Annotated in this window: 21 protein-coding genes; 5 read left to right on the top strand and 16 right to left on the bottom strand. The window is 76.3% G+C overall.

The window, feature by feature from the left end:
- Positions 1-28: 28 nt before the first annotated feature.
- The 8 genes from HBO46_RS09145 to HBO46_RS09110 form a co-directional block, all read right to left on the bottom strand.
- Complete coding sequence (locus HBO46_RS09145; protein ID WP_166138654.1) at positions 29-1,264, bottom strand: enterochelin esterase domain-containing protein; 1,236 nt, start codon at positions 1,262-1,264, stop codon at positions 29-31.
- A complete protein-coding gene (locus HBO46_RS09140; protein WP_207950063.1) occupies positions 1,261-2,046 on the bottom strand; it encodes an ABC transporter ATP-binding protein in 786 nt (261 codons plus the stop codon). Before HBO46_RS09140 ends, HBO46_RS09145 begins: the two co-directional genes overlap by 4 nt.
- Entirely contained in the window at positions 2,043-3,077 is a 1,035-nt protein-coding gene (locus HBO46_RS09135) for a FecCD family ABC transporter permease (protein WP_207950062.1), read from the bottom strand. The genes HBO46_RS09140 and HBO46_RS09135 overlap by 4 nt, the downstream gene beginning before the upstream one ends.
- Entirely contained in the window at positions 3,074-4,150 is a 1,077-nt protein-coding gene (locus HBO46_RS09130) for a FecCD family ABC transporter permease (RefSeq protein ID WP_224769459.1), read from the bottom strand. The genes HBO46_RS09135 and HBO46_RS09130 overlap by 4 nt, the downstream gene beginning before the upstream one ends.
- Entirely contained in the window at positions 4,143-5,012 is an 870-nt protein-coding gene (locus HBO46_RS09125; RefSeq protein ID WP_166138658.1) for a hypothetical protein, read from the bottom strand. Before HBO46_RS09125 ends, HBO46_RS09130 begins: the two co-directional genes overlap by 8 nt.
- Positions 5,009-7,039 carry a hypothetical protein gene (locus tag HBO46_RS09120; protein WP_166138661.1) on the bottom strand — a complete coding sequence of 677 codons (2,031 nt, stop codon included), beginning with the start codon at positions 7,037-7,039 and terminating at the stop codon, positions 5,009-5,011. Before HBO46_RS09120 ends, HBO46_RS09125 begins: the two co-directional genes overlap by 4 nt.
- A complete protein-coding gene (locus HBO46_RS09115; RefSeq protein WP_207950061.1) occupies positions 7,036-8,040 on the bottom strand; it encodes an ABC transporter substrate-binding protein in 1,005 nt (334 codons plus the stop codon). Before HBO46_RS09115 ends, HBO46_RS09120 begins: the two co-directional genes overlap by 4 nt.
- 70 nt (positions 8,041-8,110) lie before the next feature.
- Complete coding sequence (locus tag HBO46_RS09110; RefSeq protein WP_166138663.1) at positions 8,111-8,746, bottom strand: FadR/GntR family transcriptional regulator; 636 nt, start codon at positions 8,744-8,746, stop codon at positions 8,111-8,113.
- A gap of 194 nt (positions 8,747-8,940) precedes the next feature.
- Here HBO46_RS09110 and HBO46_RS09105 point away from each other — a divergent pair, with 194 nt between their 5' ends.
- Positions 8,941-10,944: a hypothetical protein gene (locus HBO46_RS09105; RefSeq protein ID WP_166138665.1), complete on the top strand. Its 2,004-nt coding sequence runs from the start codon at positions 8,941-8,943 to the stop codon at positions 10,942-10,944.
- Between the two features lie 89 nt (positions 10,945-11,033).
- Complete coding sequence (locus HBO46_RS09100) at positions 11,034-12,389, top strand: hypothetical protein (protein ID WP_166138667.1); 1,356 nt, start codon at positions 11,034-11,036, stop codon at positions 12,387-12,389.
- Here HBO46_RS09100 and HBO46_RS09095 read toward each other — a convergent pair.
- From HBO46_RS09095 to HBO46_RS09060, 8 genes are all read right to left on the bottom strand, one after another.
- Positions 12,376-13,029 carry a 4'-phosphopantetheinyl transferase family protein gene (locus HBO46_RS09095; protein WP_166138669.1) on the bottom strand — a complete coding sequence of 218 codons (654 nt, stop codon included), beginning with the start codon at positions 13,027-13,029 and terminating at the stop codon, positions 12,376-12,378. The genes HBO46_RS09100 and HBO46_RS09095 overlap by 14 nt on opposite strands.
- 15 nt (positions 13,030-13,044) lie before the next feature.
- A complete protein-coding gene (locus HBO46_RS09090; RefSeq protein WP_166138672.1) occupies positions 13,045-17,019 on the bottom strand; it encodes a non-ribosomal peptide synthetase in 3,975 nt (1,324 codons plus the stop codon).
- Complete coding sequence (locus HBO46_RS09085) at positions 17,016-17,975, bottom strand: isochorismatase family protein (protein ID WP_166138675.1); 960 nt, start codon at positions 17,973-17,975, stop codon at positions 17,016-17,018. Before HBO46_RS09085 ends, HBO46_RS09090 begins: the two co-directional genes overlap by 4 nt.
- Entirely contained in the window at positions 17,972-19,684 is a 1,713-nt protein-coding gene (locus HBO46_RS09080) for a (2,3-dihydroxybenzoyl)adenylate synthase (protein ID WP_166138678.1), read from the bottom strand. The genes HBO46_RS09085 and HBO46_RS09080 overlap by 4 nt, the downstream gene beginning before the upstream one ends.
- The gene (locus HBO46_RS09075; RefSeq protein ID WP_166138680.1) at positions 19,681-20,838 is read right to left on the bottom strand and encodes an isochorismate synthase; all 1,158 of its coding nucleotides are present in this window, start codon (positions 20,836-20,838) and stop codon (positions 19,681-19,683) included. The genes HBO46_RS09080 and HBO46_RS09075 overlap by 4 nt, the downstream gene beginning before the upstream one ends.
- The gene (locus HBO46_RS09070; protein WP_166138682.1) at positions 20,835-21,611 is read right to left on the bottom strand and encodes an SDR family oxidoreductase; all 777 of its coding nucleotides are present in this window, start codon (positions 21,609-21,611) and stop codon (positions 20,835-20,837) included. The genes HBO46_RS09075 and HBO46_RS09070 overlap by 4 nt, the downstream gene beginning before the upstream one ends.
- A gap of 143 nt (positions 21,612-21,754) precedes the next feature.
- Complete coding sequence (locus HBO46_RS09065; RefSeq protein WP_166138685.1) at positions 21,755-21,913, bottom strand: hypothetical protein; 159 nt, start codon at positions 21,911-21,913, stop codon at positions 21,755-21,757.
- Positions 21,914-21,950: 37 nt separating this feature from the next.
- Positions 21,951-23,492, bottom strand: a complete 1,542-nt coding sequence (locus HBO46_RS09060; protein WP_224769457.1) for an MFS transporter — start codon at positions 23,490-23,492, stop codon at positions 21,951-21,953.
- A 62-nt stretch (positions 23,493-23,554) separates the two neighbouring features.
- Here HBO46_RS09060 and HBO46_RS09055 point away from each other — a divergent pair, with 62 nt between their 5' ends.
- From HBO46_RS09055 to HBO46_RS09045, 3 genes are all read left to right on the top strand, one after another.
- Positions 23,555-24,007, top strand: a complete 453-nt coding sequence (locus HBO46_RS09055) for a MarR family winged helix-turn-helix transcriptional regulator (protein ID WP_166138688.1) — start codon at positions 23,555-23,557, stop codon at positions 24,005-24,007.
- Between the two features lie 267 nt (positions 24,008-24,274).
- The gene (locus HBO46_RS09050) at positions 24,275-24,580 is read left to right on the top strand and encodes a hypothetical protein (protein WP_166138690.1); all 306 of its coding nucleotides are present in this window, start codon (positions 24,275-24,277) and stop codon (positions 24,578-24,580) included.
- A 69-nt stretch (positions 24,581-24,649) separates the two neighbouring features.
- Positions 24,650-25,051 carry a VOC family protein gene (locus HBO46_RS09045; RefSeq protein WP_166138692.1) on the top strand — a complete coding sequence of 134 codons (402 nt, stop codon included), beginning with the start codon at positions 24,650-24,652 and terminating at the stop codon, positions 25,049-25,051.
- Position 25,052: the final 1 nt, after the last annotated feature.

Here is a 25,052-nt window from a genome sequence, read left to right as displayed (position 1 = left end):
GCGAGTCCTGACCGGTCGAGTCGAGACCTCACGCCGGCCGGAGGTACGCCGCCCCGATGCCGCGGACCGCGAGCAGCCCGTCGGCGATCCCGCCGCGCCACCACGCGTAGTCGTGGCCGCCGTTGTGGACCGCGACGTCCAGGCGGATCCCGCGGGCGGCCATCGCCTCCGCGAGGGTGTGGTGCGGCGGACCCAGCACCCACTCCTGGGCGCCATGGGCGAGGTGCACCCGCAGCGGCTCGGCCCCGGGCCGGTGGCGGGCGACGGCGTCGAGCAGGTCGTCCTGCCACAGCGAGGCGGAGTGGCTGACCACGTTGCCCACCGCCTCCGGCGCGAGCAGCCCGGCGCGAAGCGCAGTCAGCCCACCGAGGCTCTGCCCGGCCACCGTGACGTGCCGGGGGCCGGGCAGCACCGCGCGCCGGGCGCGCAGCCAGGGCAGCACGGTGTCGACCACCAGCTCGACGCCGGCGCCGTCGGCGGCCAGCTCGGTCCAGCGCTGGTCGTGCCCGCCGGACTCCACGAACACGGTGCGCCAGCCGCGCACCCAGCCCTCGGCGTGCAGGTTGTCCAGGCTCGTCGGCAGGTCCTGGTGGCCGGTCCACACCTCGCCGTCGAGCACGACCAGGGCGGGCAGCTCCTCGTCGGTGCCGGCCGTCGCGGGGTCGTGCAGCCAGGCGCGGCGTCCGTCGGGCAGCCGGGTCTCCTCGACCGGGCCGGGCGCCACGTCGCCCCGGCGTACCAGCCAGGGCTGGGGCGGTGCGTCCGGCAGCGAGGCCACCGACTGCGTGGTGCCCACCCGGTTGCGGCACACGTCGGGGTTGCGCGGGTCGGCGAGGCCGCGGTCGAGCGCGGCCCGGATCGCGACCTGGTCGCCCTCGCCCAACCAGGCCGGCCGCTGCCCGGTCGCCTGCGGCAGGAAGCAGTACGACGCGCGCCAGTCGCGGCGCAGCCGGTAGGTCACGTGCCACACGTCGGTGCCGGGGATCCGGGCGAGCAGCGAGTCCTCGAGGCGGGTCTCGTCGGTGAGCCGGTTGGCGAACAGGAGCACCTGCTCGGCGTCGGCGTCACGCCAGCAGAAGCTGACCAGCACCTCCTCCCCGCGGCCGCCGGGCACCTCCTCGACCAGGGGCAGCCGGGCGGCGGGTCCGGCCCAGAAGGCGCGCACCGCGGCGGGCGTGGCGTTCGCCGCGAGCGCGGCCAGGGTCGGGCTGTCCGCGCGGGCCACGGGCTCCGGGCGCGGCACCTTCGGCGGCTGGCGCCTCATCGCGACGCCCCCGCGAGCGGGATCACGATCGGGGTGCCGCTGACCGGGTCGGTGATGATCCGGCAGGGCAGGTCGTAGACCTCCTCGACCAGCGCGGCGGTGACCACCTCGCGCGGGTCGCCGGTGGCCACGACCGCGCCGTCGCGCATGACCACCAGGTGCTCGGCGTAGCGGAAGGCGAGGTGCAGCTCGTGCAGCACCGCGACCACCGTGCGGCCCTCGCGGCGCAGCCGGCGGGCGAGCTCGAGGACCTCGACCTGGTGGGCGATGTCGAGGTACGTCGTGGGCTCGTCGAGCAGCAGCAGCGGCGTCTCCTGGGCCAGCGCGAGCGCGAGCCAGACCCGCTGGCGCTGGCCGCCGGAGAGCTCGTCGACCGCGCGGTCGCGCAGGTCGGCGACGTCGGCGGCGCGCATCGCGTCCTCGACGGCCCGCTCGTCCTCGCGCGACCACTGCCGCCACAGCCCCTGGTGCGGGTAGCGCCCACGGGCCACCAGGTCCGCGACGCTCATGCCGCTGGGCGCGGTGGCCGACTGCGGCAGCAGGCCCAGGCGCCGGGCGACCTCCTTGGCCGGCAGCCGATCGATGGCGGTGCCGTCGAGCAGCACCTCGCCGCCGGTGGGGGCGAGCATCCGGGCCAGGCTGCGCAGCAGCGTGGACTTGCCGCAGGCGTTGGGACCGACGATCACCGTCATCAGGCCGTCGGGGATCTCCAGGTCGACCCCGTGCAGGATCTCCCGCCCCGCGTACCCCGTGGTGAGGTCGCGGGTGAGCAGTCGTGTCATCGGTGGCCCTTCCGCCATTCCGTGGTGAGCAGGACGATCAGGTACAGCCCACCGACGGCGCCGGTGACGACGCCGACCGCGAGCTCGGTGGGCGCCAGCAGCCGCTGGGCGAGCAGGTCGCTGCCGAGCACCATCACCGCGCCGGTCAGCCCGGGTCCGAGCAGGCCGGGGACGGCGCTGCCGGCCAGCCGGCGGGCGATCTGGGGCGCGGCCAGCGCGACGAAGGCGATCGGTCCGGTGGCCGCGGTGGCCACCGAGACCAGGCAGACCGCGATCAGCACGGCGACAGCGCGGACCCGCTGCACGCCGATCCCGGCGGCCCGGCAGACGTCGTCGCCGAGCACCAGCATCGACAGCGGGCGGGCCAGGGGCACCGTGAGCGCGAGCAGCACCGCGACCGCGACCAGGGTCAGGGTGGCCCGCGGCCACAGCACCGCGTTGAGCGAGCCGGCCAGCCACTGCGCGGCGGTCTGGGCGGCGACCAGCGAGGCCCGCACAACGAGCAGCGTGTTGAGCGCGGCCAGCGTGGCGCCCACCCCGAGCCCGACGAGCACCAGGCGCTGTCCGCTGAGCCCGTGGCGCCGGGTGAGCAGGTGCACCAGCCCGGCGGTGGCCAGCCCGCCGACGAGCGCGCCGAGCGCGACCCCCCTGGTGTCGGCGCCGACCACGATGATCTGCACGAGCGCCCCGGTGGCGGCGCCGGTGGTGAAGCCGATGATGTCGGGGCTGCCCAGCGGGTTGCCGGTGACGTTCTGGAAGATCGCGCCCGCCACCCCCAGGGCCGCGCCGACGCCGAGCGCGGTCAGCACCCGCGGCGCGCGCACCTCGGTGACGAAGTACGCCGCCAGTGGGTCCTCCGCGCGGCCGACCAGGGCGGCCAGCACCTGGCCCGGCGCCACGGCGTACTCCCCCAGGCCGAGGCCGAGGACCGCGAGCACCAGCAGCGCGGCGGCGCTGAGGAGCGCCGCGACGAGGGTGCGGCGGCGCAGGCGCACCGACACCGGGCCGCGGCGGACCAGCAGCTCGCTCACAGCGTCGGCACCGTTCGCCGGCAGCAGACCGCGATGAACACCGGCGCGCCGATGAGCGCGGCGACCGCACCGACCGGCACCTCGGAGGGGGCCAGCACGACCCGGGCGGCGCTGTCGGCCAGCAGCACCCAGGCCGGGCCGAGCACCAGGCACAGCGCGGTGACCCAGCGCTGGTCGTGCCCGACCACCCGGCGCGCCACGAGCGGTACGGCGAGCCCGACGAAGCCGACCGGCCCGACCGCGGCGGTCGCGCCGCCGCACAGCAGCGTCACCGCGACCAGCGACAGCACCCGGGTGCGGACGACGGCGACGCCGAGCGCGCGGCCGGACTCCTCGCCGAGCGCGAGCACGTCGAGGGACGGCGCCACCAGCACCGCGAGGACGGCACCTGCGAGGAGCAGCGGTGCGACCGCGCCCAGGACCTCCCACGTGCGGCCCTCCAGCGACCCCGCCACCCAGAAGCGGAACTCGTTGAAGGCCTCCTGGTCGGCCAGGATCACCGTCTGGGTGATCGCGGTGAGCGCGGCGGAGACCGCGACGCCGGCGAGCGCCAGGCGCACCGGGGTGCGGGCGGCGGGGCCGGTGCCGCCGAGCACGTAGACCAGCACCGCGGCGACGGCCGCCCCGGCGCAGGCGTACCAGAGGTAGATGTGCACGCCGGTGGTCCCCAGCAGCGCGACGCCGAGCACCACCACCAGGGTGGCGCCGGCGTTGATGCCGAGGATGCCGGGGTCGGCCAACGGGTTGCGGGTCAGCGACTGCATGACCGCGCCGGCCAGGGCGAGCGCCGCCCCGACCACCGCGGCCAGCACGGTGCGCGGCACCCGCAGGTCGTGCAGCACCAGCGACTCCGTCGAGCCGTCCGGGGCGAGCAGCAGCCGCCACACGGTCGCCAGATCGATCCGGTTGGACCCCACCGACAGGCTCACCGCGACCGCGGCCACCAGCACCAGGGCGCCGAGCAGCACCGCCGAGGCGCGCCGGGGCCGCCGAGGTGCGCGGTCGCGCGGGGCTGCCGCGTCGTCGGGGACCCCGGCCGGGCGGGTCGGCGCCGGGGCGAGCACGTCAGGCACGGGAGCGCCGCCGCGCGCGCAGGAGGAGTACGCCGGCCGCGCCGAGCAGCACCGCGAGGCCGGCCAGCCCGGTGACGGGGAGCCCGGGGTCGTCCGCCGCGGGGGCCGCGGTCGGTGCCGGGTCGGTCGCCTCGGGATTCACGTCCCCGGACTTCACAGCGTCGGACGGCACGGCGTCGCGAGCCGCAGCACCGGACTGCGCGGGGCCGCTGCCGCGGCCGGTCGCGCCGCGCGGCAGCCGGACCACGAGCGTGTCGCCGGCGGCGAGGGGTGCGTCGCCCTGCGTGCTGCCACCGCCGGCGACGCCGGTCGTCGGAGCGGCGCCGGTCACCGCAGGGGCTGGGGCGCTCGCGCCGGAGCCGGCGTCCGTGCCCGCGCCGGGCGCAGGGGCCGTGGCGCCGGAACCGCCCGCGACCACGGTGAAGTCGGAGCCGCCGCGGGCGGTGTAGCCCTTCGTGCCGGCGTACGCCCCCGAGGCGTCGGTGACCTCCTCGCTGGCGAGGAAGCGCAGCCAGTGCTCGCCGGCGGCGAGGTCGCGCGGCACGGCGAAGGATCCCGTGACGGTGCCGGAGGCCGGGATGGCCTGTTGGTGGACCACGCAGGCCCCGTGCACCGACGCGGCGCTGCAGCTCTGCCCGTCGTCGATCTTGACGTAGAGCGTCTCCCCGCCGGGGAAGCCGCTCACCCGGAACGACAACAGCCCGCCGGGGGCGACCTGGCGCGGGGAGACCGAGGCGGAGGTGCCGGGGGTGTCGGCCCCCGCGCCGCCGCCCGGGACCGCGGCCGCGACGCCGCCGGGCGCCGCGGCGACCGCGCCGCCGAGGAGCGCGCCCAGCAGCGTCGCCACGAGCCCGCGCCTCACGCCGTCACCGTCCCGCGTCGGGTGCGGAGCACCGCGCCGGCCAGCGCGAGCGCGCCGAGCGCCAGCAGGCCCGCGTCCGCGGCGGTGAACCAAGACCGGTCGGCGGTGTCCTCGCCCGCCATCGGGCTCGCGGCGTCCTCGTCGAGGATCGCGGCCGGGATCGTCTGTTCGACGTACGTCGGGCCGCCGGGGGTGGCCGGGGCCCAGCCGAGCAGGCGGCCGTCGGCGGCCTGCACCGCCACGAGGACCTCGGAGCCGGCGAGCCCGCGCACCCGCATCCGCAGGGCGCCGTCGGCGTCGAGGAGGACCCAGCCGCCGTCCAGCACGAGCGCCTGCCGGCCGGCCGACGATCGGCCGGTCACGGGGTAGACCCGCACGTGCACGGCCTCGCCGTGCCGGCCGCCGGCGACGAGCACCCGCAGCGCGGAGCCGTCGACCGCGACGCGTACGCCGCCGCGGGGCAGCTCGCGGAGCGCGGCGGCGTCGACCGCCGGGGCCGCGGGCGTCACCAGCGGGCCGGTCGGGACCGGTGAGAGCGCCTCGAGAGCGGGCGTGCCGGGGGCGCCCGGGTCGGCGCCGGGCACCGGGCCGCCACCCGCGGGTGCCGCGTGCCCTGCGGGCGCCGCGGCCACGGTGAGCGGGGCCCAGCCGAGCAGCCGCCCGAGCCGGTCCTGCTCGCCGCTCTGCACGCTGAGCCGCAGCCGCTCGGCGGGCAGCCGGCCGGCGCGCGGGAGCACCACCCGGCGCGCATCGTCGAGGCGGAACCAGCGGGTCCAGGGGTAGCGCGGCGAGCCGTCGGCGGCGTACGCCGTGACGAAGACCCACTCGTGCGCCCGGGCGCGGGGCACCCGCAGGAGCAGGTCGCCGGCGACGAGGCGGGCGGCGACGGCCCCGCGGGTGCCGGGTCGCAGGTCCGTGGCCGCCTCGAGCGGCTCCGGGGTCCCGGCCGGGCGGTAGCGCCCGATGGTGAAGGGCTCGCTGAGCACGCTGCGCGGCGTGTCGCCGGTGCGCAGGGTGCCCGAGAGCAGCCGCAGCGTGTGCGCCCCGGTCGCGAGCGCGGGGGTGGAGGTCGCGGTGGTGCCGTCGGGCAGGCGCAGCCGGGTGCGGAAGGTGCCGGTGCGGGCGTCGGCCTGGACGATCGCCCAGATGGTGCGGTTGGCGTGCACGGCGTCGTCGGTGCGCGCCAGCGCGCCCTCGTCGATCTTCACGCCGATCCGCGAGCCGCCGCCCTCGGGGTGGCACCAGCCCGCGCCGCTGATCTCCAGCTCGCCGCCCAGGGCCACGACGGGCGTCTCCACGCGGACCGTGGGTCGCGGGGAGGTCGGGAGGCAGGTCGTCGTGTCGTCGGGTCCGGGGCCGGTCCCGCCGTTGGTGTCATCGCCGGTCCCGTCGTCAGTTTCATCGCCCGTGTCGCCGTCGGGGTCGCCGGTGCCGTCGGGGCCATCGGGGCCATCGGGGCCATCGGGGCCGGCGACGGTGAACGTCCCGGCGAGGCTGCGGGTCACGTCGCCGGCGAGCAGCGAACCGGTGAGCACCCGCACCTCGTGCTCCGACCCGGGCACCCAGTCGGTCCAGCTGCCATCGGCGAGCCGGGCGTTGGCGGCGCTCGGGTAGGGGATCCGCGCGGTCCAGCTGCCGTCCGCGTCCGCGCGCACCAGCGCCTGGCTGCGGGTGTCACCGGTGGCCTTGCCGGTCACCGGGTGGAGCACGGTACGCCGGGTGTGGACGGTCGTCGGGTCGCCGGAGAAGCGGGCGTCGAGCAGCACGTTGACCAGCGACCCTGCGCTCGCGTCGCCCAGCTGCCACCCCGTCCCGGCGATCACCAGGTCGGCACCGGGCTCGACACTCCGCGGGTGGGTCAACGTCACGGTGCGACCGCTGGGGTCCGTGGACGTCACGGTGCCGGTCCCGGTGCCCGCGTCGGGTCCCGCGGCGGCGGCGCCCACCGCGGCGAGTCCGCTCACCGCGGCGAGCGCCGCGGCCGCGGTCCACACGGCGAGGCGCCGGGGCCGGGACAGCACGCTCATCCGAGGCTCTCCAGCACCGAGGCGACCAGGCGGCGCATGAGCAGCGGGCCGCCCGTGGAGGTCCACAGCGAGCCGTCGACCAGGATCACGTGGCCCTGCCGGTAGGCCTCGAGCTCGCGGAAGCCGGGCACCTTCTCCGCCTCGGCGAGCGCCTGCCGCGCGCCCTCGGTGTCGGTGCGGCCACCGGCGTCGGCGTTTCCCACCGACGACCCGCCGAGGGTGCCGAAGAAGAGGTAGTCGGCGTCGACGTCGGCGAGGTTCTCCAGCGAGACCGGCTCGCTGTGACCGCGGCCGCGCCGGTCCTGGCCCGGCGGGCGGGACAGGCCGAGGTCGCGCAGCGCCATCCCGGCGGGCAGCTCCTGGAGGATCAGCGCGGCCGAGCCACCCTGCCAGCGCACCACGGAGAACGTGTCGCCGGCGTACCCGGCGAGCCGCTCGCGCGCCGCCTCGACCTCCGCGTCGTACGCCGCGAGCACCTCCTCGGCCTCCGCCTCCCGCCCGACGGCGGTGGCGACGTGGCCGAAGTTGGCGCGCCAGTCCCCGCCGGCGAAGCCGGTGACGTAGGTGGGGGCGATCCGGCGCAGGATCTCGATCGCCTCGGCGTTGTTGTTGATGCTGGTGCCGTCGACGAGGATCAGGTCCGGGTCGGCCTTCCCGATCGCCTCGTACGACGGCTGGGCCACTCCGCCGAGCAGCGGGACGTCGCCGGCGAGGTCGGCCAGGTAGCCCGGCACCGCGGACTGCCCGCGGCCGGCGACGGTGCCGACCGGCTCGACGCCGAGCGCCAGCAGGCCGTCCAGGGTCGGCTCGGACAGCGCCACCACCCGGGCCGGGTCGGCCGGGACCTCCATCGAGGTGCCGTCGGCGTCGGTGACCGTGCGGGTCTCCCCCGTCGGCGAGGACGTGGCGCCGGCGCCACCGCACGCGCCGAGGGTCCAGACGAGCAGCACGACCAGGACCGGGGCCATGGCGGCGCGCACCGGACGGGGGAAGGTGGACATCGGAACTCCTGACGAAAGATAGGTGAGGCAACCCTAACCCTCATCAGACGTTTGTGGCGTCCGGGTCCCGCTACTCCCGCGCGAGCGCCAGGTCCGTGGCCGCATGCCGGGCGGCGAGCGCGGCGGCCGCCTCGGGATTGCGGGCCGCGATCGTGGCCAGCAGCGCCGCATGGTCGTCGTGGCGACCCTCGGCGTCCTGGCCGCTGACCACCTCGCCGCGTCGTCGCCCCTCGCGCAGTGCGGCGACCAGGCCGGAGTAGAGCTCGGCGAGCAACCGGTTGCCGCTCGCCTCCACCAGCAGGGAGTGGAACTCCCCCGGCGTGCGGCCACGCTCGGTCACCTCGGCGCCCGCGCCCGCCAGGTCGGCGTCGTGCACGCTGCGCAGCCGCTGGAGGTCCTCGGCGCTGCCGTCGCGGGCGACCAGCTCCGCAGCGAGCGTCTCCAGCGCCCGCCGTACCTGCAGGATGTCGGACCACGAGTGCTCCGAGGCGAAGTCGGAGAGCACCTGGTGCACGGGGTTGCGCGAGCGCACGAAGGTGCCGCGGCCGGGCGCCGGCTCGAGCATCCCCAGGTGCGCGAGCGCGCGCACCGCCTCGCGGATGGTCGAGCGCCCGACCCCCAGCTCCTCGGCGAGCTCGGCCTCGTTCGGGATCTTGCTGTTCACCGGCCACCGGCCCGAGACGATGCGCTCCTGAAGCGCTCGCACCGTGTCCCGCGCCCGTTCGGTACCGATTCCGCGCATCCCTGACCCCCTGGTCCGGCGCCCGCGGGCGCCGCTCGCCGTACTGCCGAGCGCCCATTCTTCGGTACGCCGACCCCCGGAGCACCATTCATCTGATCTAAGTTAGGGTCGCCTTGCCTAACTAACAGGCGTATCCCCCTGGAGTGAAGGAACCAACGATGACTGCTCTTCCCGCCCGGCGCGTGCGCCGACTGCGTCACACGCTCGCCGGCACCGCCGTGCTCGGCCTGGTCGGCAGCGGCCTCGCCGCGGCGTCGCTGACCACCGCGAGCGCCACCGATGCACCCAGCGCCACCAGCGCCGCCGGCACAGACACCCCCGCCCCCCGCGCGTTCTCCTTCGCCACCACCCAGCGCCCGCTGGTGGCCGGCCAGTACCAGGTCGCCGCCTCCGACGACACCGGCGAGCTGTTCGTGACCTCTGCCCAGGGCCGACCGCCGGTCCTCAACGCGACGCTGGCCAAGGTCGACCCCGACACGCTGGCCATCAAGGACCGCGCCGACCTGCCGGTGCTCGAGCACGGGACCGAGGCGACGCCCACCTACAAGCAGCTCTCCACCCACGGCGTCTACGTCGACGACGCGCACGACAACGTCTGGGTCACCAACACCCGCGACAACCAGGTCACCGTCTACGACCGTGAGTCCCTCGACCTGGTGTGGACCTCCTACGACTTCGACGCCGCGAAGGCCGACCCCGCCCAGCGCGCCCAGGTCGAGATCGCCCACCCCCGCGAGGTGATCATCGACGAGGTCCACCACCGCGCCTACGTCACCGCCGCCAACCGCGGCGGCGCGACCGACTCCTCGATCACCGTCTACGACACCACGACCTTCGAGCGGCTGCGCGACATCGCGATCCCGGCGCGCGCGAACTACCCGACCACCGGCGACAACGAGTCGGCCTACGCCGTGCCGATGGGCCTGGACATCGACGAGGCCACCGGCACGGTCTACGCCAACGACTTCCGCACCGACCAGTACTACGTCCTCGACTACGCCGCCGACCCGGCGAAGTACGCCGTCGAGCGCGTCGACATCCCGAACCCGCTCGCGGCCACCGAGGGCGTCGGCCTGCTCCAGCCCTCGAGCATCGCCATCGACGCCGAGGCCCGCGAGGTCTACTCCGTCAACCAGGGTCAGTTCGCCACGACCGAGGGCAGCCTGGACATCTTCGACCTCGACACCGGTGCCCACAAGACCCGCATCGTCACCGGCTCGCGCGCCCTCGGTGTCGACGTCGACACCGACCGCGGCCTGGTCTACGTCGCCGACTTCACCACCGGCGAGGTCACCGTCGTCGACGCCCGCGCCCAGGCAGTCGTCGAGACCATCGCGCTGCCCGGCACCCCGAAGTCGGCCAACCACCTGATCGTCGCCGGCGGCTCGGCGTACATGGTCGACAAGGCCGGCGCCACCACGCAGACCATCGACTACTCCGTCGACCCCGCCACCGGCGAGCGGACCACCGCCGAGACGAGCGTCGACTCGATCGCCAAGATCACCCCCGTCGACGCGACCGTCACCTCCGCGGCCGCCATCGGCGGCTCCGTCACCCTGGAGGGCCAGGGCTGGCTCGACCAGGCCGGCACCGCGGGCTCGACGATCGCGGTCAAGATCAACGACGGCGCGATCGCGCACGCCCCCGGCGAGGGCCCGCACAGCAACGACACCGTCTGGGCGGTCGTCGAGGCCGACGCCTCGGGCCGCTTCACCGCGAAGATCCCGCTGCCCGACGGCGGTACGACGGGCGCCCGCGGCTCCGTGCCCGCCGCGACCCCCGGCACCTGGACCCTGCGCCTGCTCAGCGGCTCGCTGAAGCCCGGCGACACCGCGCGCAGCACCGCGGTCGAGGTCGAGGTCAGGGCCGGCACGCTCCGTGCCACGGCCGCACCGAGGATCACCGGCAAGGCGAAGGTCGGCAAGACCCTGAAGGCCACCACCGGCACCTGGAGCGCCCCGGCGAGCACGCAGGTGCAGTGGCGGCGCAACGGCAAGGTGATCAAGGGCGCGACCGAGTCGACCTACCGGGTCGCCAAGGCCGACGCCGGTAAGAAGCTCACCGTCCGCGTGGTCGCCACCCGGCCGGGCTACGCCAAGGCCACCGCCACCTCGAAGGCCGTGAAGGTCGCCAAGGTCGCGAAGAAGAACCGCACGAAGTAGTCCACGAGCACCCCGCAGCACCGGCCCCCGCCGCGCACCCGCGCGGCGGGGGCCGCCCCGTCCCGCCCTCCAGCCTCCGAGGACCCGCCATGACCGTCCCGCCCGCCCGCGCGTCGCGCCGCGCCACCCCCTTCGCCCTCGCCGCCGCACTGACGCTGGCCGCGCTCGGGCCCGTGGGCGCCACGAGCGCCACCGCGGCCTGCACCCCGTCGTTCGCCGTGGACGAGCCGGGCCCGCTGGTCCCCGGGGAGACCCTCCACCTCAGCGGGTCCTGCTTCGCCCCCGGGCAGCGCCTGGCGATCAAGATGGATGCCGACTCCTACGGCCAGATCGGCGCCGACGACGGCGAGGACGCGCCGTACCGCACCCGGTCGCGGGTGCAGGTCGAGGACGACGGCACCTTCCGCGCCGAGCCGGTGGTGGTGCCCCGGTTCCAGCCCGCGAACGGCGTCGCGACGACCTCCGGGTCCCACACCCTGCACCTGCTCGACAACGACCCGGTGACCACCGTGGGCGCGACCTTCACGGTGCGCGCCGAGCACGCCGCGACCGCCGTGGTCGAGGGCGAGGAGCTGCAGATCAGCGGCACCGGGTTCCGAGACCGCGCCGGGACCGGCGGCTCGCAGGTGGCGGTGCTGCTGTGGTCCGGGGACGAGGTGCTGACCCGTCCGGCGCCGCACGCACCGCACGCCGACGCCAAGTTCTGGGCCACCGGGCAGGCCGACGCGAGCGGCGCCTTCACCCTCACCGCGTCCCTGCCCGACGGCGGCCGTCTCGGCGCCCGCGGCAGCGTGCCGTCCGCGGCGGGCAGCCTCGAGGTGCGGGTCTACAGCGGCCGTGAGCTCACCGGCCACGCGCGCGACCTGACCCGCAACCTCCCGCTCACCAGCGTCGAGGTCGCCCCGGCACCGGCCCTGACCGGGGACGCCCCGCGTGTCACCGGCCGACCCAGCCCGGGCGGCGAGCTGCGCGCGAGCGCCGCGTTCGCCCCCGCCGCGCAGCAGCTGAGCCACCAGTGGCTGCGCGACGGTACGCCGATCGAGGGCGCCACCGCGGCGGCGTACCGCCCGGTGCCCGGCGACGTCGGGGCCCGCCTGAGCGTCGCGGTCACCGGCGAGGCCGCCGGCCACGCGCCCACCACGCTCACCTCGCGCGAGGTCCCCGTGGTCCGCGGCGCCCTGGTGCGCACCGCGCGCCCGCAGGTGCGCGGCGTCGCCCGGGTCGGGCGGACCCTGCGGGCCACCCGCGGGTCCTGGAGCCCGCGCGCGAGCACCCGGGTGCAGTGGCTGCGCGACGGCCGGCCGATCACGGGCGCGACCCGGCTGACGCGCCGCGTCGCCGCCGCCGACCGCGGCCACACGCTCCGCGTGCGGGTGACCGCGTCGCGCCCCGGCTACGCGACGATGACGGCGCGCTCGACCGGGGTCCGGGTCAGGCGCGGCTGACCCGGGTGCCTGACGGCACCGCCCAGGCGCCGACGGCGTCCGCGGTGCGCCACTCCCCCAGGTCGAACCCGTGGGCGTGGGCGCGCAGCCCGTCCCGTGCGTCCGCTGCGCCCACCAGGTCGAGGGCCGCGGCGTCACCGAGCGTCGCGGCCCCGGCCTTGACCAAGGCCTCCTTGCGCACCCACAGCCGCAGGCCGGCGCGCGGATCCGCGCGGCCGGCCCCGTGGGCGAGCCAGTCCCGCTCGGCGGGGGCGAGCACCCGGTCGGGAACCCGCTCGCCCGGCAGGTCCTCGACGTCGACACCGCAGCGCCCGTGCACCGCCGCGGCGGCCACGTGGGCACCGGAGTGGCTCAGCGCGAGCCCGATCCCGGGCCGTCCGGCGAGCGCCGGGCGGCCGTGGTCGGTGCCCCCGCAGCCGGGGCACTCCTGGCGCAGCACCAGCTCGGCGACGTCGGCGCCCAGCAGCTGGGCGGCGCACCGGCGCACCAGCACGTGGGCGGCGCGATAGGCGGCCCGGTCCTCCGGGCGGCGCAGCCGCGCGAGCCTCGCCAGCTCCGCGGGCCCGAGCAGCTCGGGCCCGGCCACGTCGACATCGGCGACCCGGGCGAAGGCGACCACGCCTGTCGCCCGGTCAGACACGCCGGGCGGCCATGCTCAGGCACCCACCGGCTGGGCCTCGAGCAGGCCCGCCAGGATCCGCCCGACCTCGTCGACCGCCGGCGCGCGCACCAGGTCGCCGTGGGTGGAGTCGACCGGCACCACCTGCACCCGCCCGGCGACGTACGCCGACCAGCCGTCGGGGTCCAGGTGCTGCTCGGGCCGGGGCGCGGTGGCCACGACCAGGGTGAGGTCGCCGGGCAGCAGCCGGTGCCGGGAGGTGCGCACCAGCCGGGCCGCCTCGACCACCGAGGCCAGGCAGCCGTCGAGCACCGGCGCGGGCAGCGCGGCGAGCGCGCTGCCGCCGCGGCGCAGCAGCTCGGCCACGAGCGCCCGGTCGACGGGGGCGCCGGCGGGCCGGAGCCCTTCGACCCCGCCGAGCCGGAGCACGCCCACGAGCGCCTCCTCCTCGGTCGGCTCGCCGAGGTGGCGCCACTGGTCGGCCGGGTAGGCGTCGAGCAGCAGCACCGCACCGACCTGCTGGCCCTCGGCGCGGGCCAGCGCGGCGACCTCGTGGGCGGCCATCCCGCCGAGCGACCAGCCCGCGAGGTGGAAGGGCCCCTCGCCGACGACCCGCCGGATGGCCACCAGCTGGCGCTGTGCCAGCGCCTCGAGATCCGCCACCGGCTCCGGCAGACCGCTCTCGAGGCCCGGCGCCTGGACGACGTGGACGCCCTGGTCGACGGGAAGGGCGCGCAGCAGGCCGGTGTAGCACCAGCCCAGCCCGCCCGCCGGGGGCAGCAGGAACAGCGGCGGGCGGGTGCCGCGGTCCGGGCGCAGGCTCAGCACCTCCTCGAACCCGCCCGGCACCGCCGCGTCGCGTCCCAGCGCCGCGGCCAGTCCGGCCGGGGTGGGCGCGGCGAAGACGGTGCGCAGGTCGAGCGTGGTCGCGAAGGCGTCCTCGACCGCGCCCAGCAGGCGCAGCACGCGCAACGAGTCGCCACCGAGGGCGAAGAAGTCGTCGTCCGGGCCGAGAGTGGCCAGCCCGAGCACCTCGGCGAACAGCGCGCACAGGCGCTGCTCGGCCAGGTCGCGCGGCGCCTCGGTCGTACGCCGGGCCACCGGCGGGGCGATCTCGGCGAGGCGGCGGCGGTCGGTCTTGCCGCTGCTGCCCAGCGGCATCCGCGGCACCGGCAGGTAGGCCCCCGGCCGGATCGCCTCCGGGAGCCGCTCCTGCGCGGCCGCGCGCAGGCGCTGCTCGGCGACGTCGGGTCCGACGCCGTGCTCGGCGACGAACCAGACCACGAGCGAGCTCACCTCCCCCGCGGCGTCCCCGGCGGTGCCCGCGGCGAGCGCCGTCACCCCGGCGACCCCGTCGAGGGCGCCCTCGACCTCGCCGAGCTCGACGCGCTGGCCGCGCACCTTGACCTGGTCGTCGGTGCGCCCGAGGTACTCCAGGGTGCCGTCCGGACGCCAACGGGCCAGGTCGCCGGTGCGATACATCCGCCCGCCGGGCCGGAACGGGTCCGCGATGAAGCGCTCGGCGGTGAGGTCGGGGCGCCCGACGTACCCCTCGGCGAGCTGGACGCCGCCGAGGAAGAGCTCCCCGGGGACGCCGACCGGCCGGGGCTCGCCGTCGGCGTCGAGCACGTAGGTGGCGGTGTTCCAGATCGGGCGGCCGATCGGCACCGGGCCGCGGGTGCCGGCGACGGTCTGGAAGCAGGTGACGTCGACGGCCGCCTCGGTGGGGCCGTAGAGGTTGACCGGCGCGACGCCGAGGACCTCCTGGCAGCCGTCGACCAGCTCGGCGGTGAGCGCCTCGCCGCTGCACACGACGTGGCGCACAGCCGCCCCACGCGCCCGCTCGCGGGTCGCGCGGTCGGCGAGGAAGGCGCGCAGCATCGAGGGCACGAAGTGCAGGACCCGCACGTCGTGCTCGAGGAGGAGGTCGGCGATGCGGCGCGGGTCGCGGTGGGCGTCGGGCTCGGCGAGGACCACGCAGGCGCCGACCTGGAGCGGCCAGAACAGCTCCCAGACCGAGACGTCGAAGGTGACGGGGGTCTTGTGCAGCACCCGCTCCCCGGCGGCGAGCGGCAGGCGGTGCTGCATCCAGCGCAGCCGGTTGTCGATCGCCCGGTGGCCCACGAGCACTCCCTTGGGGCGTCCGGTGGATCCGGAGGTGAACAGCAGGTACGCCGGCGCGTCGGGGTCGTCGGGCACCGCGGGCAGCACCTCGCCGACCGGGCCGGCCTCGCCGACGTCCACGACCACGGGCGCCCCGGGGTCGCTCGCACGGGCCGGCTCGAGCAGCCCGCGGTGCGCGGCGTCGCTGACGACGAGGCGCGAGCCGGCGTCGGCGAGCATGCCGGCCAGCCGGGCCGGCGGCTGGTCGGTGCCGAGCGGCAGGTGCACCGCGCCGAGGCGCTGCACGGCGTACAGCGCGGTGAACAGCTCCTCGCCGCGCGGCAGCAGCACCCCGACGACGTCCCCGGCGCGGACGCCGCGCGCGTGCAGCGCCCGGGCCAGCCGGTCCGCGCGCGCCGCCAGCTCGGCGTACGACGTGGTCCGCCCGGCACAGCGCAGGGCGGGGGCGTCCGGGGTCCGGTCGACCTGGTCGCGGAAGCGCCGGGCCAGGGTGCGGTGCTCGAGCGGGACGGCGGTGTCGTTGAACCCGCGCACCACCAGCTCGCGCTCGGCGTCGGTGAGCAGCGGCAGGTCCGCGACCCGGTCGTCGGCCTGCGCGGCCGCGAACCGGGTCAGCCAGTGCGCGAGCCGCTCGAGGTGCAGGCGGACCTCCTCGGCGTCGTAGAGCCGCGGGTTGGCGTCGATCTCGAGGCGGACGACGCGGCCGCGGCCGGGGTTGCCACGCAGGCACACCGTCACGTCCTCGACCGGGCCGGCGGTGAGGTTGCGGACCGTGCCGGCGGCCGGGCCCAGGCGCAGCTCGAGGTCGAAGGGGATCAGGTTGACCTGGGCCCCGAAGAGCTGGGCGCCCGAGGAGCCCGCCCCGCGGGCCAGGCGGCGGGTCAGCTCCTCCTGGCGCACGAACGGGTTCGTGCGCAGGACCTCCTGCTCGCGGGCCACCGCGCCCAGGGCCTCGCCCACGGTGCCGTCGGCGGGCACGGTGGCCGGCAGCACGTTCATCGCGGTGCAGACCGTGCGGGCGCTGGGCAGCGCGCCCTGGCCAGGACGGGCGCGGTTCATCAGCGGCAGGCCGATCCGGGTGCCGGCGGCACCGGTGAGCCGGGCGAGGTAGCCGCCGACGCCGGCGAGCACCAGGTCGGCCCAGGTGGTGCCGAGGCGCCGGGCGCCGCGGGCCAGGGCCGTCTGCTGCTCCGTGTCGAGGACGAGCGAGGCCTTCAGCGCGGCGGGCGCCGGGGTCGCGGTGCGCCCGGCGAGGGCGACGACGCCGTCCATGGTGGCGAGTCGCTGGTCCCAGAACGCCTCGGCGCCGGGGTCGACCGCGGGGTCCGCGGCGACCAGGTCGGCGAGCGGCACCTGCTCGAGCGCGGCGAGTGGCGCCGCGTCGGTGAGCGCGGTGTAGCGCTCGGCGACCCGGCGCAGCAGCTGGACGACGCCGAAGCCGTCGAGCACGACGTGATGCGCGGCGTGGTACCACCACGACCGGGTCGGGCCGAGGCGCAGCAGCGCGCTGCGGACGACCTCGCCGCGGCCGAGGTCCATCGGGCGGGCGAGGTCCGCGCGCATCCACGCGGCGGCTGCGGCCTCGGGGTCGGGCTGGTCGCGCAGGTCCACGACCGGGCAGACCGGGCCCGACCGGCAGGACTCGTCGAGGACCTGCTGCTCGGGCCCGTCGGGCGTGGTGCGGTAGCGGGTGCGCAGCTGCTCGAACTCCGCGTAGGTCCCGCGCAGCGCCGCCTCGAGCAGCGCCGGGTCGAGGTCGCCCTCGATCTCGACCACCTCGGCCGTCGTGTAGCAGGGGTTCGCCGGGTCGAGCTCGTGGGCGAAGTAGAGCCCGCGCTGGGCGGCCGTGAGCGGCAGCCACCGGCGTGGGGCCGGGGCGTGGGTCACGACACGAGCTCGGCGCGCACGGCGCCCTGGCGCAGCACGAAGGCCAGCGTGGGCTCGCGGGTGAGGTCGGCGAAGTCGATGTCCACGCCGTCGTCGGCGAGCCGGTCCAGGAGGTCGAAGGCGCGCAGCGAGTTCAGTCCCAGCGTGAACAGGTCGGCCTCGGGCTCGGCGAACGCGGCGTCCGCGAACCCGGCGTCGAGCACCTCGACGAGCGCGGCGCGCACGCAGCCCGCCCAGTCCGCCGGCGCGGCGGGCAGGTCGTCGGCGCGGAACGACGTGGCCAGGGCGGCGACGACCTGGTCGGTCGTGGTCACCACGCCGGCACAGCTGGCGACCTGGGCCAGGGCGAGGCGGTGCTGCTCGGGACCGAAGTCGGCGACCGCGTCGGCCACCACGAACGGGTGCACCTCGCGCATGAACCCGTCCATCGCGGTCGCGGTGACGCCGATGTGGGCGTAGACGCCGGTGATCACCAGCTGGTCGCGTCCGGCGCTCGCCAGCCGCTCGGCGAGGTCGGAGTGGGCGAAGGCGCTGTAGCGGTGCTTGACCAGCACCGTCTCCCCCGGCGCGGGCGCCAGCGGCTCGACGATCTCGGTGTGCTCCGGCACGGCGCTCATCCCGGGGCCCCACAGGTCGCCCTGGAGACCGCGGGCCGGGGTCGCTCCGCCGTGGGTCTGGCCGTGGGTCTGGCCGCCTGTCTGATTGTCGGCCGGGCTGCCGGTCTGGGCGGTGTAGAAGACCGGTACGCCGGCCGCGCGGGCCGCCGCGAGGATGCGGGCGGTGGAGTCCACCGCGCCCACCAGCGCCGGACAGGTCGGGGCGTAGGGGCGCAGGAAGTAGCGCTGCATGTCGTGCACGAGCACGGCCGCGCGGCCGCTCTCCAGCTGCCAGGGCGCGCGGCTGGGGGGCAGGTCCGCGAGCGGCGCGGCGTACTCGATGAGGGCGGGGAGGCTCATGGTGACTCCTGGGGGGAGGCTCCGGCGGCGGCCGGGGTGGCGGGGGCGGGGGTGGGGGGAACATCGCCGGTGAGGCGTTCGGCGAGCAGGTGCCGCAGGTCGCGGCGGCTGTTCTTGCCGACCGGGGTGGTCGGGAAGGCATCGAGGACCACGACCTGGTCGGGCAGCTTGTAGGTCGCCAGGCCGGCGTCGCGCAGGTGGGCGCCGAGGTGCGCGGCGGCGGGCTCCGGGAGGGGACGGTCCGGCTCGGGCACCACGACGACGGCGATCCGCTCGCCGAGGTAGGGGTCGGGCACCCCGACCGCGACCGCGTCGAGGACGCCGGGATGGGTGAGCAGCAGCCCCTCGATCTCGTCGCTGGCGATCTTCTCCCCGCCCCGGTTGATCTGGTCCTTCTCCCGCCCCGTCACCACGAGATGGCCGCTGGGCAGGCGCCGGACCAGGTCCCCGGTGCGGTAGAACCCGTCGTGGGTGAAGGAGTCCCGGTTGGGCCCGTCGGCGCGGTAGTAGCCGCGGATCGTGTACGGCCCCCGGGTGAGCAGCTGCCCCTCCTCGCCGTCGGGCACGTCGATCCCGTCGGCGTCCACGACCCGGATCTCGTCGTACCCGCTGATCGGGCGGCCCTGGCTGCTGAGGACCAGGTCCTCCGGGTCCTCGGGGCGGGTGTAGTTGACCAGCCCTTCGGCCATCCCGAACACCTGCTGGAGGCGGGCGCCGAGCACCGGCTCGATCTCGGCGGCCACGCTGGGGGCGAGCTTGGCGCCGCCGACCTGGACGAGCTCGAGCGAGCTCAGGTCGGGACGGCGCCGCCGGGCCGCGGAGATCCACGCCTGCGCCAGCGGCGGCACCAGCGACACCAGGCTCACCCGCTCGCGCGCGACCAGCCCGAACGCCGTGCGCGGGCTGGGGTCGCCGGCCAGCACGACCGCACCGCCGGTGTGCAGGACGCCCAGGATGCCCGGGGAGCTCATCGCGAAGTTGTGCGCGGCCGGCAGCACCACCAGCATCCGGGTGGCCTCGCTCAGCTCGCAGATCTCGGCGGAGGCGCGCACGGAGTAGAGGTAGTCGGCGTGGGTGCGCGGGATCAGCTTGGAGACCCCCGTCGTGCCGCCGGAGAGCTGGAGGAACGCGACCTGCTCGGCGTCCAGCCGCGGGGCCGGGTAGTCGGCCGGCGCCGGCTCGGTCTCCCAGTCGCACACCGGCACCAGCAGCGGGGGTACGCCGCCGCGCTCCTCGACCCGTGCGGCGACCGCGGCGTGCAGCCCGCGGTGGTCGACGTCCGTGGCGTTGCCGGAGACGACCAACGCGGCGGCGTCCGCGAGCGCACAGAACTCGGAGAGCTCGAGCTCGCGATGCGACGGCAGCGCGAAGACCGGAAGCGCGCCGAGGCGGAAGAGCCCCAGCACGACCGCGACGTACTCCACGACGTTGGGCAGGGCGAGGACCACCCGGTCGCCCTGGCTCACCCCGAGGCCGGCGAACCGGGCCGCGGCCCGGTCGGCCTCCAGGCCCAGGCGCGCATAGGTCCACCGGTGCTCGGTGCCGTGCACGTCGCGGCCGACGACCGCGAGCCGGTCGGCGTGGCGGGTGGTCCGGTCGGCGACGAAGTCCGCGAACGTCTCGGTGGTCCACAGGCCGGCGGCGCGGTAGACCGCGCGGACCTCCTCGGGCCAGGTCGGCGACGACGCCAGCGGTGACCGCGCGCTCACAGGCCGACCGCCTCGAGCATCGTGCGCAGCTTGGCCGCAGTCTCGCGGACCTCGGCGTCGGGGTCGGAGCCGGCGACGATGCCGGCGCCCGCGAACAGCCGCAGCCGGGGGCCGTCGAGGAGCCCCGAGCGCAGCACCAGCGCGAGCTCGCCGTCGCCGTTGCCGTCCACCCAGCCCGCGGCGCCGGCCAGGTAGCCGCGCTCGCCGGTCTCCAGGCGCCCGATCAGCGACAGCGCCGCGTCGCGGGGACTGCCGCCGACCGCCGGGGTGGGGTGCAGCAGCTGGGCGAGGTGCAGGGCCGAGCAGCCGTCGGCGCCGGGGCGCACCCGGGCGACCACCCGGGTGCCGAGGTGCCACAGGGAGTCGGTGCCGACCACCTGGGGTGTCACGTCGTGCTCGACCTCGTCGCAGGCGCTCGCCAGCCGCCCGACGAGGTCGCGGACGACGAAGGCGTGCTCGTGGAGGTCCTTCGCCGAGGAGGCGAGTGCCGCGCGGCGGCGCTCGTCCTCGGCCGGGTCGGGGCTGCGGGGCACCGAGCCGGCCAGCGGCATCGCCTCGACCAGCGTGCCCTCGCGGCGCACCAGCAGCTCGGGGCTGGCCCCGAGCACGGTGGCGGCGCGCGATCCCGCGGCCCCCGGCGCCGGGACGGGCACCGAGAAGACGTAGCGGCCGGGACGGGTGCGCAGCAGACGCGCGACCACCTCGTCCACGGCGAGCGGCGGGTCGCTGTGCACCTCCAGGAACCGGCCGAGCACCACCTTGTCGACCGCGCCGTCGGCGATCGCGCGCAGGGCGGCGCGCACCTGGTCGGCGTACTCCCGCGGGGCGGGGACCTCCACGAGCGTCTGGGCGCGCTCGGGCGCCGGCCCCGGCGTCCGGCGCGGTGGCGTGGTCGGGATCTCGCGTGCGTCGAGCAGGCGGTGCATGACGCCGGGCGAGCCGGGGTCGAAGCCGATCACGCCGACCGCCCGCTCCCCCGGCGCGAGCGCGCCGACGACGGTGTCGGCCCACGCGGGCGAGTCGGAGCGAGCGGTGGTCCAGCGCTCACCGGCGCGCCCGAGCAGGGTGCGGGCACTGGTGCTGAACACGATGGACCCGGGCGCGGACGCGGCCGGCTCGGCGGGCCGCCGGAGCCGCTCGTGGGTGGTGGTCACAGCGAGGCTCCCCCGTCGACGTAGAGCTGCTGGAGGGTCACGTGGCGCGCGGCGTCGGAGAGCAGGAAGGCGACCACCCCTGCGACGTCCTCGGGCTCGGCGATGCGGCCCAGCGGGATGCCCAGGCGGTACGCCGCGGGGTCGCCCTCGACCGCAGCGCGACGGCCGGCCTCGGGGTCGGGCCACAGGTCGCGCTGCATCGCGGTCGCGGTCGAGCCGGGCTCGACGACGTTGCAGCGGATCCCGCGCGCGGCGAGCTCGAGCCCGGCGCAGCGGGCCAGGGCCGAGGTCGCGGCCTTGGAGGCGGCGTAGGCGAGCATGCCCGTGCGCGGCACGCGCGCGGCGTTGGAGCTGACCACGACGACCGCGCCGTCGTCGGCGAGGTGGTGCGAGGCCGCGCGCAGGCAGTGCAGCACGCCGGTGGTGTTGACGCCGAGGTGGGCCTCCCAGTCCTCGACCGTCACGTCCTCGAGGCCGCCCGGGCGCAGGATCCCGGCCGCGCAGGCCATCGCCCGTAGGCCCCCGAACCGCTCCGCGGCCTCGGCGACCGCGGCGTCGACGGCGTCGGCGTCGCGCACGTCCACGGCGAAGCGGAGCGGCTCCCGACCGGTGCTCGCCGCGATGGTGTCGGCGACCTCCGCCAGCCCCGCCGCGTCCCGGTCGAGCAGCGCCACGCGCCCCCCGGCCGTGGCCACCGCGAGCGCCGTGGCCGCCCCGATCCCCGAACCAGCACCGGTCACGAACGTGCCCGTGCCTCCCGCTTCCCGATTCATAGGATGATACTAAGGCCAGCCTTACCTAAAGGTCCTCCCAGGTCTCGCCGAGTCGGCGATCAGCACGAGGGCGGAGCGATGCCAGGCAACCCCGGTGCGCTCGTTGGCGGCACCGGGGTCGCCGGCCGGGGCATGGTCGTCGCTCACCGCGCGAGGACGAGCACCATCGCGGCCGCGACGAGCAGGACCGTCACCAGTACGGCGAGGCCGAACGACGGCCGCGGCTCACGGCGCCGCATCGCCCGCTCGGCGAGTGCCCAGCGGACCCAGGCCGCGACGGCGCAGATGCGCGGAACGCCCACGGACGGGACCCACTGGACGAGCCGCGCACAGCCGGCCTCAGAGGTCGCCGGCGGACCCCTCGACGGTCTCCTCGAGCACGGTGGCGACGTCGTGTCGCGCAGGCTCGCACACCGCGACCATCACCAGTGCCGCGACCGCGGCGCAGAGGACGGCGGCGACCACAAGACCCACGTGCAGACCGCCGACGAACGCGTCGCTGACTGCGGGCAGTCCCTCGAAGACGACGCCCGCGGCGGCCGCCTCCTGGGCGCTCTCGGGCAGCCCGGCGCCGAGCACCGCCGGGGCGACCTTGGCCGCGATGATCGCCGACAGCACGGCGGTGCCGATCGCGCCGCCCACCTGGATGCAGGTGGTCTGGAAGCCGCTGGCCACACCGGCGAGGTGCACCGGCGCGCCACCCACGATGAGGTCCGCACCCGAGGGGATCGCGAAGCCGGAGCCGAGACCGATGACGACGAACGGCACCGCCATCCGCCAGTACGACGTACCGGCGTCGACCTGGGTGAGCAGCGCGAGCCCGATCGCCATCAACACCAGCCCGAGGGCGGCCACCCGACGCGCGCCCACCTTGGCGGTGAGCATCGCGCCGATCGGGGCGGCGGGGATCGCGATCGCACTCAGCGGGAGCATCAGCACGCCGGCACGGGTGGTGGAGTTGCCCAGCGTGTTGAGCAGGAACAGGGTGATCAGGAAGGTGACCCCGAGCATCGCGAAGAAGTTGGCGACGAAGACCACCCCGCCGACGCTCAGACCCGCGGAGCGGAACATGCCCAGCGGGAGCAGCGGGAACTCGACGCGCGACTCCACCCGCACGAAGAGGGCGAACAGGACGGCCGAGGCCGCGAAGATGCCGATCGTGGCGGCGCTGCCCCAGCCCCAGACCTGGGCCTGGACGACGGCGAACACGACGCCGAGCAGCACCAGCGCGAGGAGCACGACGCCGACCAGGTCGAGGCGGCCCTCGACGACCTTGGGCGTCTCCTTGATGACGAGCGCACCGACGACGATGCCGATGAGGGCGATCGGGGCGTTGATGTGGAAGACCCACTCCCAGCCGACGCTGTCGACCAGCAGCCCGCTGACCAGCGGACCACCGGCGATCGCGACCGACGAGACACCGCCCCAGACGCCGACCGCCATGCCGAACTTCTCACGGGGGAAGGTGGCGCGCAGCAGCGCGATGGTCTGCGGCATCAGCATCGCGGCGCTGATGCCCTGCAGCGCCCGGAAGACCAGCACGCCCTCGACGCTGCCAGCCAGGCCGATCGCGACGCTGGCGACCGCGAAGATCGCGACACCGCTGAGGTAGAGGCGCTTGCGCCCGAAGCGGTCGCCCAGCTTGCCAGCGGGGATCAGGAAGACGGCAAGGGCCAGCAGATAGGAGTTGATGATCCACTGCAGCTCGCCGAAGGAGGCGCCGAGGTCGGCCTGGATGGCCGGATTGGCGATGTGGACCACCGTCGAGTCGAGGCCGACCATGAAGAGGCCGAAGCACACGGCGATCAGGGTCAGGCCGGGCCTGCCGCCGGACGGCGGAGCGTCGGTCTCGGCAACGGTTCTGGGTGCGGCGACAGCCACGCGATCCTACTTTCGGCGTTGATTATGGTTGTAGAACCATAACATGTCAGTAGGCTGGGACCGTGCCCCCGACGACCCCGACGCCCCCGCCCAGCACCGCCCAGCTGGTCGCGCTGGCCGACGTCGTCCTCGACCTCGCCCACCAGCTCGACACCCGCCACGCCGACCTGCGCGACGTCGTCCCCCTCACCGGTACCGAGGTCGCGGTGATCCGCGAGATCCACCGCCGGCCGCGCTCGACCCCGAGCCAGATCGCCGAGGCCACCGGCCTGCAGCGCAGCAACGTCAGTACGGCGATCCGCAGCCTCGTCGCCGGCGGACTGGTCCTCCGCGAGCAGGTCACCGGCAACGCGCGCTCGGTCGCGCTGGTCCCGACCGAGCTGGCCGAGCAGAGCGTCGCCCGGATCCACGCCTACTGGACGGCCCTGCTCGAGCAGGTGCCCGCCGACGTGCTCGCCGAGGGCGTCGCCGCCACCCCGGCGCTCGCCCGGATCGCGGGCAGCGTCTCGCACTGACGCGCCGCCCGGTTCCACCCACGATCGGTCACAGACGACACTCCGGGGCCCCGAGAACATGCCGTTGGGGACCAAACGACACCACGTCCGACCACCCGTTTGCACTCCCGGCGACCCGCGAAACAACACGCACCCGCCGCCGGGGATCCGCCATCCTGCACCCAGTCTGGCCCGACGGGCGCTGCCTCCGCGGTCGCTCCCCGGCGCCGGTCCGTCCGACGTCACCCTCGGGGTGGCGGCCACCCCGACACCGCGAAAGGCCCGCGCATGACCCTCTCGGGATGGCTACGACGTGCGCGGCCCAGACCTGCGCCGGCGCCGGTGGTGAACCGGGTCCGCGCGGCCGCCGCGACGGTCGGGCTGCTGACCGCGCTGGTCACCTGCGGCGCCTGCCAGGCCCCGGTCCGGGTCGACGCCGCGGGGCAGACCCTGCGCCACGGCGCGGACCGTACGCCGTACCCGCTGCGCGTCACGGAGGACGCCCGCGCCTGGGTCCTGGAGTGGGCCTGCCCCGGCTGCGCGGCCCCGAGCGTCTTCAGCCTGCCGAAGCTGCTGCCCGACGCGACGCCCTGAGCGCTGTCGCGCCCCGGCCCGCCGCGCCTAGGTTGGACCGGCCACCGCCGCACCGTCGAAGGGTCTGCCATGCCTGTCACCTCAGCCGCCGTGTCGTTGAACGTCCCCGACCCCGCCGCCTCGGCCCGGTTCGCCGCGGCCCTCGGGTTCACCGAGGCGATGTCGGCGGACGGGTTCGTCTCCCTCGAGCACCCCGACGTGGGGTTCAACGTGATCTTCCTGCGCACCGGGCTGTCGACGTTCAAGCCCGCGCACATCGCCGGATCCGCGGGCGAGGGCACCCTGCTCGCCCTCGTGGTCGACGACCTGGACGCCGAGTTCGCCCGGCTCGCCGAGTCCGGCGCGCGCGTGCTCACACCGCCGGAGACCGAGCCGTGGGGCGAGCGCTACTGCCAGTTCGCCGACGACAACGGGCTGGTGTGGCAGCTGGTCCAGTGGGTCACCCCACCCCCGGAGACGCACGCGCCCTGAC

It is taken from the genome of Nocardioides ochotonae, from assembly GCF_011420305.2.
Taxonomy (GTDB): Bacteria; Actinomycetota; Actinomycetes; order Propionibacteriales; family Nocardioidaceae; genus Nocardioides; species Nocardioides ochotonae.
This window is presented reverse-complemented; position numbering and strand designations above follow the sequence as displayed.

Coding starts and splice junctions, on each gene's coding strand:
- HBO46_RS09085 (WP_166138675.1), bottom strand. CDS start 17,975: ATGAGCCTCCCCGCCCTCATCGAGTACGCCGCGCCGCTCGCGGACCTG.
- HBO46_RS09045 (WP_166138692.1), top strand. CDS start 24,650: ATGCCTGTCACCTCAGCCGCCGTGTCGTTGAACGTCCCCGACCCCGCC.
- HBO46_RS09105 (WP_166138665.1), top strand. CDS start 8,941: ATGACTGCTCTTCCCGCCCGGCGCGTGCGCCGACTGCGTCACACGCTC.
- HBO46_RS09050 (WP_166138690.1), top strand. CDS start 24,275: ATGACCCTCTCGGGATGGCTACGACGTGCGCGGCCCAGACCTGCGCCG.
- HBO46_RS09120 (WP_166138661.1), bottom strand. CDS start 7,039: ATGAGCGTGCTGTCCCGGCCCCGGCGCCTCGCCGTGTGGACCGCGGCC.
- HBO46_RS09115 (WP_207950061.1), bottom strand. CDS start 8,040: ATGTCCACCTTCCCCCGTCCGGTGCGCGCCGCCATGGCCCCGGTCCTG.
- HBO46_RS09140 (WP_207950063.1), bottom strand. CDS start 2,046: ATGACACGACTGCTCACCCGCGACCTCACCACGGGGTACGCGGGGCGG.
- HBO46_RS09070 (WP_166138682.1), bottom strand. CDS start 21,611: ATGAATCGGGAAGCGGGAGGCACGGGCACGTTCGTGACCGGTGCTGGT.
- HBO46_RS09100 (WP_166138667.1), top strand. CDS start 11,034: ATGACCGTCCCGCCCGCCCGCGCGTCGCGCCGCGCCACCCCCTTCGCC.
- HBO46_RS09145 (WP_166138654.1), bottom strand. CDS start 1,264: ATGAGGCGCCAGCCGCCGAAGGTGCCGCGCCCGGAGCCCGTGGCCCGC.